This is a genomic window from Streptomyces sp. NPDC055078 (assembly GCF_053607985.1).
This window is the reverse complement of the sequence record NZ_JBSGUP010000530.1, coordinates 1-5794: the sequence shown is the minus strand read 5'-3', so window position 1 is coordinate 5794 and position 5794 is coordinate 1. Positions and strand designations below refer to the sequence as shown.

General features: G+C 71.2%; 5 protein-coding genes. 1 reads left to right on the top strand and 4 read right to left on the bottom strand.

All coding sequences use genetic code 11. The features are described 5' to 3' along the window. From ACWF94_RS31215 to ACWF94_RS31200, 4 genes are all read right to left on the bottom strand, one after another. On the bottom strand, window positions 1–494 hold a 494-nt coding region (locus ACWF94_RS31215; protein WP_453496011.1), incomplete at its 3' end, for a Clp protease N-terminal domain-containing protein. Between the two features lie 208 nt (window positions 495–702). Further along, window positions 703–1155: a RidA family protein gene (locus ACWF94_RS31210; RefSeq protein ID WP_453496008.1), complete on the bottom strand. Its 453-nt coding sequence runs from the start codon at window positions 1153–1155 to the stop codon at window positions 703–705. A gap of 75 nt (window positions 1156–1230) precedes the next feature. Continuing rightward, a complete protein-coding gene (locus ACWF94_RS31205) occupies window positions 1231–1449 on the bottom strand; it encodes a hypothetical protein (protein ID WP_453496005.1) in 219 nt (72 codons plus the stop codon). A gap of 105 nt (window positions 1450–1554) precedes the next feature. Next, complete coding sequence (locus ACWF94_RS31200; protein WP_453496003.1) at window positions 1555–3207, bottom strand: alpha/beta hydrolase; 1653 nt, start codon at window positions 3205–3207, stop codon at window positions 1555–1557. Between the two features lie 291 nt (window positions 3208–3498). Between ACWF94_RS31200 and ACWF94_RS31195 the strand changes: the two genes are divergently transcribed. Beyond that, window positions 3499–5769, top strand: a complete 2271-nt coding sequence (locus ACWF94_RS31195; RefSeq protein WP_453496001.1) for a DPP IV N-terminal domain-containing protein — start codon at window positions 3499–3501, stop codon at window positions 5767–5769. Window positions 5770–5794 lie beyond the last annotated feature (25 nt).

The window sequence follows — 5794 nt, the reverse complement described above, 5'->3', positions numbered from 1 at the left end:
GTTGCCGGGGAGGTACGGCAGATCCGCAGTGCCTCGGCGGCGCGGCTGTCCTCCTGGGACAGCAGCCCCCGCAGCAGGAGTTCGGCGGTGAGCTTCTTCGCCCCCTCCCTTCGTGCCTGCGCCATCGCGGTGCGCAGGGCCCGCGCCGCCGCGCCGGTGAGGCGGATGCCCTTGTCGCCGTCCTCCCCGAGCACGTCCCGGGACCGGGACTCGATGCTCCGGTCCGCGTCATCGGTACCGGTCCAGGCACCGGGCCGGTCCAGCCGGTCGCGCAGAACGGCCAGCAGCGCCTTCCTGGTCACCCCGGCGCCGGCGAGCGCGTCGGCCGCTTCCCCCTTGCTGTCGGTCACACCCGCCAGCAGATGCTCGGTACCGATCGAGTCCCCGGCGCCTGACCTGGCGCCCCGGGCCGACCCGAGGATCCCGACGGTGGTCCAGTCCGGTTCGACAGGGGCGGGGGCGGGGGCGGGGGTCTCCTGGTGATCACTGCTCATGGGGATCACTCTGCCGGTGGGCCCGGTCGGGCCGCGTCCGCCACCCGGCTGGGCCACCACCTCTCGTACGGCGTACACCGCGCGGCCCGGAGAACTGCCAACGGGTACTTGCGCGGCCGGAGGTGTGTGTGCATGAGCGCCCGGGGCGGACGCGTACCGGGGAGCTGGCCCGTGATCCGGCCGGGGGCGCCGTCGCCGCGTTGTCGGCTCAGGCCCCGAGCGCCGCCGTGAGGTCGACCTCGACGAGCTGACCGGGGAAGCCGAGCTGCGCCACGCCCAGCAGGGTGCTGGCGGTGGTGAACGCGGGCGCGATGGGTGAGTCGTTGAGCCGGAACCAGGCGGCGGCCAGGGCCTCGGCGTCATCGCTCGCGACATAGATCACCGAGCGGACCACATCCGCCGGCGTGGCGCCGACCGCGCCCAGAGCGGCGAAGGCGTTCGCCGCGACCTGGTCGATCTGGGCGTTGAGGTCGCCGTCGCCGACGAGGTCACCGGACGCGTCCAGGGGACACTGACCGGCGAGATAGGCCGTACGGCCCGCTTCGACAACGGTGATGTGGTGGTAGCCGGGGGTCTTGTGCAGCTGGTCGGGGTTGATCCGGGTGATACCGGGGTTGCTTCGGCTGACGTCGGGATTGCGTCGGGTGGTCTTGTCCGTCATACGTCCGAGTCTCGCCGCACGGCGGGCGGAGCGCATCGGGATTTCCCTCCCGGCACACCCCGCCCGCCCACGGGTTCATCCGCTGCGGACGCCGTGGAGTACGGCCGTCAGCCGCATCGCCGTGTCGAGATTGCACCGCCCGAGATCAACGAGCGGATAGGGGTGCTCGCTGGCGAGGGACACCGGGTCGATCCGCAACGACGGCAGTGCCACCCCCAGTCCGTCCAGTTCAGTCCGCAGCTGGTCGATGACCTCCTCGGCCGCCCGCAGCCGCTCCGCTGGTCGCGCCACCATGAACCATGCACCTCCACGCTGAGTGTGACTCTCACCTACACAGCGTGTCCAAGATCTGCCCGCCCTGAACGGATTCGGCCGTACTGGCCGATCCGGATCGCCGGTTCACCCTGACGAGGGCATCGCGCCCGACCTGGCAGGCCCGCCCGGATCGGCCGGATCGGCAGGTCCACCCGGATCAGCCGGTTCAGCCGGATCGGCCCGGCAGACCAGGTCCCGCGCCGGGAGACGGCCGGTGGCCAGGTAGGTGTCGGCGGCTTCGACGGCGCAGGCGTTGGGGGCGTACCGGTAGACGCCGTGTCCCTCGCCGCCTCTGACCGTGACGAGCTTCGAACCCTTCAGCGCGCGATGTGCGCCGAGCGCCGACGGCAGGGTGGTCGCCGGGTCCCACTCGTTCTGGATGATCAGTGCGGGGACCGTGTTGCGGACGGCCGTCACGGGCTCGGCGCTCTTCGGCCAGAACGCACAGGGGGTGATGGTGGAGACGAAGTCCCCGTACAGCGGAAGGCTCTTCCGGGCGCGGACGGCATCCCGCCGGTAGCGCTCCGGGTCCCCCGGCCAGGACGCGGAGTCATCACCGCAGAAGATGGACCAGGCGGTGGCGGCGGTGGCCTGTGCGCCCGGGTCGTCCACCGGGGGTTCCGCAGCGGCGGGGTCGCCCAGCCGGGGTTTCACAGCGGCCGGGTCGCCCAGCGGAGGCTCCACAGCCCCCAGGCCGTCCGGTGAGGACTCCGCAGCGGCCGGCGCGGACGCCCGGCCGGCGGCCCGCTTCAGCGCGGCCACCTGCTCGGCGGCCTCGCGGACGCTGAAGAAGAGCCGGCTCTCCGCGCGGATGTCGTCGCCGGTGATCCGCTGTCCGCCGATCTCGATGGGCGTACGGTCGGCGCGGGCGACCAGCTCCCAGAAGGTCTCACGGACCTGGGCGGGGGTGTCGCCGAGTCCGTAGACACCGGCCCGGCGCGCGGTCCACCGCGACCAGTTGACGAAGGCGGGCTCGGTGCCCTCGGCCCAGGACCGGATGAACCCCCGCCAGACCCGGTCCGGGTCGACGGCGCTGTCGAGAACGATACGGTCGGCCCGGCGGGGGAACAGCTGTGTGTAGACCGCGCCGAGATAGGTCCCGTACGAGAACCCGACGTACGAGATCTTCTTCTCACCGAGGACGGCCCGGATCAGGTCCATGTCCCGGGCGGTGTTACGGGTGGTGAAGTGCCGCAGCCGCTCCCCCTCCTTCGCCCGGCACTTGTCCGCGACCCCCTTCGCCCAGGCCACATCACCCGCGAACGTCTCCGCCCGGTACGGGCGGTCGAAGCTCCCCATCTCGTTCAGGGTCAGCGAGCAGTCGAGCAAAGAGCCGCGGCCCACACCTCTGGGGTCGAAGCCGATCAGGTCGTACCGGTCCTTCACCGCCCGGGGCAGCAGGGCGCCCATCTCCAGCGGCTCGTTCAGCCCCGGGCCGCCGGGCCCGCCGGGGTTGAGCAGCAGCACGCCCCGGCGCTTGCCCGGGACGCCGGTCCTGATCCGGGAGATCGCGACGTCGATCCTCTCGCCACCGGGCCGCGCGTAGTCCAGCGGGACCTTGACGGTGGCGCACTGGAAGGAGGCGGGTGTGTCCGTACCGCAACGCTGCCACACCACTCGCTGCCGCGCGTACGCGTCGAGAGGCCCCACGGCAGCCGCCGGGGACACGGCAACGGCCGGGACCAGCGGCACCAGCACACTCACAGCCAGCAGAGGCGCTATTCGTCGTAACTGCACAGGGCGGCCCTTCGGATCGGCGGACACAGCGGACTGACCATCACGCGGACTGATCACCACGCGGATTGACCGTGACACGCCATGGATACCTGCTGAACGGGCCGACCGGCCGGGCTTTCGGCAAACGCGGCCTGCGAGAGCTGCGAGTCCCGCGAGACCCACGAGACCCACGAGAGCTTCGTGGGGAGCGACAAAACAACAGAAGGGCATTTGTGCCGGCGCCCTAGCTTATTACGTAGACTACTAAATATGCTCCAGAGAGGCAGTGATCGAACAGAGAAGGGCCGCGCTGTGCAGAAGACACTCTCCGCCGCCGACTACGCCCGCGCCGAGCAGATGCTCCCGCACAACAGATCCAAGCTGGTCAGAGGGGCGCAGGTGCGCCCCGGCTGGCTCGCAGACGGGACCCGCTTCTGGTACCGCACCGAGACCGCCGACGGCCGCCGCTTCGTGGTCGTGGACCCGCGTGCGGGCACCCGGCAGGACGCCTTCGACCACGGACGGCTCGCCGCCGCGCTCTCCGAGGCGTCGGGTACCGCGTTCGACGGCGGGCGGCTCCCCTTCGCCTCCATCGACCTCGGCGACGACGGCGTGGAGTTCGACGCCGCCGGTACGCGCTGGCGTTACGCGGACGGCGTGTGCACGAAGGCCGACGACCGCCACCCGGTCGCGATGGGCGAGCTGCCGTCCCCGGACGGCAAGTGGGTCGCCTTCACCCGCGACCACAACATCCGGGTGCGTGCGGCCGACGGCTCCGCTGAGTTCGCCCTCACCACCGACGGGGAGGAGTACCACGACTACGGCTCCAACCTCGATGTGGCGCTCTCGCAGAACCTCATGCGGAACATCGGCGTGACGATGCCGCCGATGGCGGTGTGGTCCCCGGACTCCACCCGTCTTCTCACGCACCGCACCGACCAGCGCCACCTGCCCGGGCAGGTGCTGGTCGAGGCGGCGCCGCGCGGCGGCGGGCGGCCGGTTGAGCAGCGCTTCCGGTACGCGATGCCGACGGACGAGGAGCACGCGACCCTGTCCTTCGCGGTCCTGGACATCGACGCGCGCACCGTCGTCCACGAGCAGGGCGAGCCCAGCCACATCGGTTTCCTGTCCCCGGTAGCCCTCAACTGGGTGCGCTGGTCCGCGGACGGCTCGGGCGTGCACTTCCTGCGCGCGGCCAAGGGGCTGAAGACGCTGTCGATGCACCGGCTGGACCCGGAGACCGGCGCGACCACCACGCTGGTGTCGGAGTCCTCGGCGACCCGGGTGGACCCGTCCGCGGTCATCATGGACAAGGCCCCGGCCCGTGTCCTCGACTCCGGCGAGGTGATCTGGTTCTCCCAGCGCGACGGCTGGGGCCATCTCTATCTGTACGGGGCGGACGGCACCCCCGCCGGCCGGATCACCGGCGGCGAGTGGCTGGTCAGCTCCCTGCTGCACGTGGACGAGCAGGCGCGCACCGTGTTCTTCATGGCGTCGGGCCTGGTCAAGGATGACCCGTACGCGCGTCAGCTCTGCCGGGTGGGCCTCGACGGCACCGGTTTCACCCGCCTCACCGACGACGATCTCCACCACGAGGTGACCGCCTCCCCCTCGGGCGAGGTCTTCCTGGACAGCGCGTCCACCGTGGACACCCCGCCGGTGACCGTCGTACGGGATATCTCGGGCACGGTACTGGTGGAGGTCGAGCGGGCCGACGTCACGGCCCTGGCGGCCGAGGGCTGGACCGCCCCGGAGCGGTTCACCGTCAAGGCGGCCGACGGAGTCACGGATATCCACGGCATCCTCTGGCGCCCCCACGGCTTCGACCCCGCCCAGCGCTATCCGGTCATCGACAACCCCTACCCCGGCCCTCAGCTCCACCGGGTCGAGTCCGGCTTCACCGCCAGTTTCACCGGGCCGCCCGAGGCGATGGCGGCACTCGGCTTCGCCGTGGTGGCGGTCGACGGGCGGGGCACCCCCGGACGCAGCGAGGCGTTCCGCAATCATTCGTACGGAGACCTCTCGGGCGCCGGAACCCTGGAGGACCACATCGCCGCCATCCGGCAGCTCGCCGTCCGGCACCCGTGGCTCGACACCGACCGGGTCGGCGTGTTCGGCATCTCCGGCGGCGGGTTCGCGACCGGCCGCGCGATGCTGGCGCACGGGGACTTCTACAAGGTGGGCGTCGCGCTGGCCGGCAACCACGACATGCGGTACTACCTCGCGGCCTGGACCGAGTGGTATCTGGGCGACCTGAACGACGAGTCGCTGCGCGGCACGTCCAACCCGGAGCTGGCCGGCAATCTCACCGGCAAACTGCTGCTGGTCCACGGCGAGCTGGACGACAACGTCCTGCCGCATCTGACGACCCGGCTGGTCGACGCGCTGATCGAGGCGGACAAGGACTTCGACCTGCTGATCGTGCCCGGTGTGGAGCACAGCTTCCACGGCCGGATGCACTACGTACTGCGCCGGCAGTGGGACTACTTCGTCCGGCATCTGCACGGCACCGAGCCGCCGGCCGGCCGCCGGGTGAAGCCGTTCCCGGTGGACATGGAGATGCTGATGGACCTCCTCGGCTGAACCGGGAGACATGAAGGCCCGGTGT

What these genes read in the sequence shown, in the direction of transcription:
- ACWF94_RS31210 (WP_453496008.1), bottom strand. Translation starts at nt 1,155, where the DNA reads ATGACGGACAAGACCACCCGACGCAATCCCGACGTCAGCCGAAGCAAC.
- ACWF94_RS31205 (WP_453496005.1), bottom strand. Translation starts at nt 1,449, where the DNA reads ATGGTGGCGCGACCAGCGGAGCGGCTGCGGGCGGCCGAGGAGGTCATC.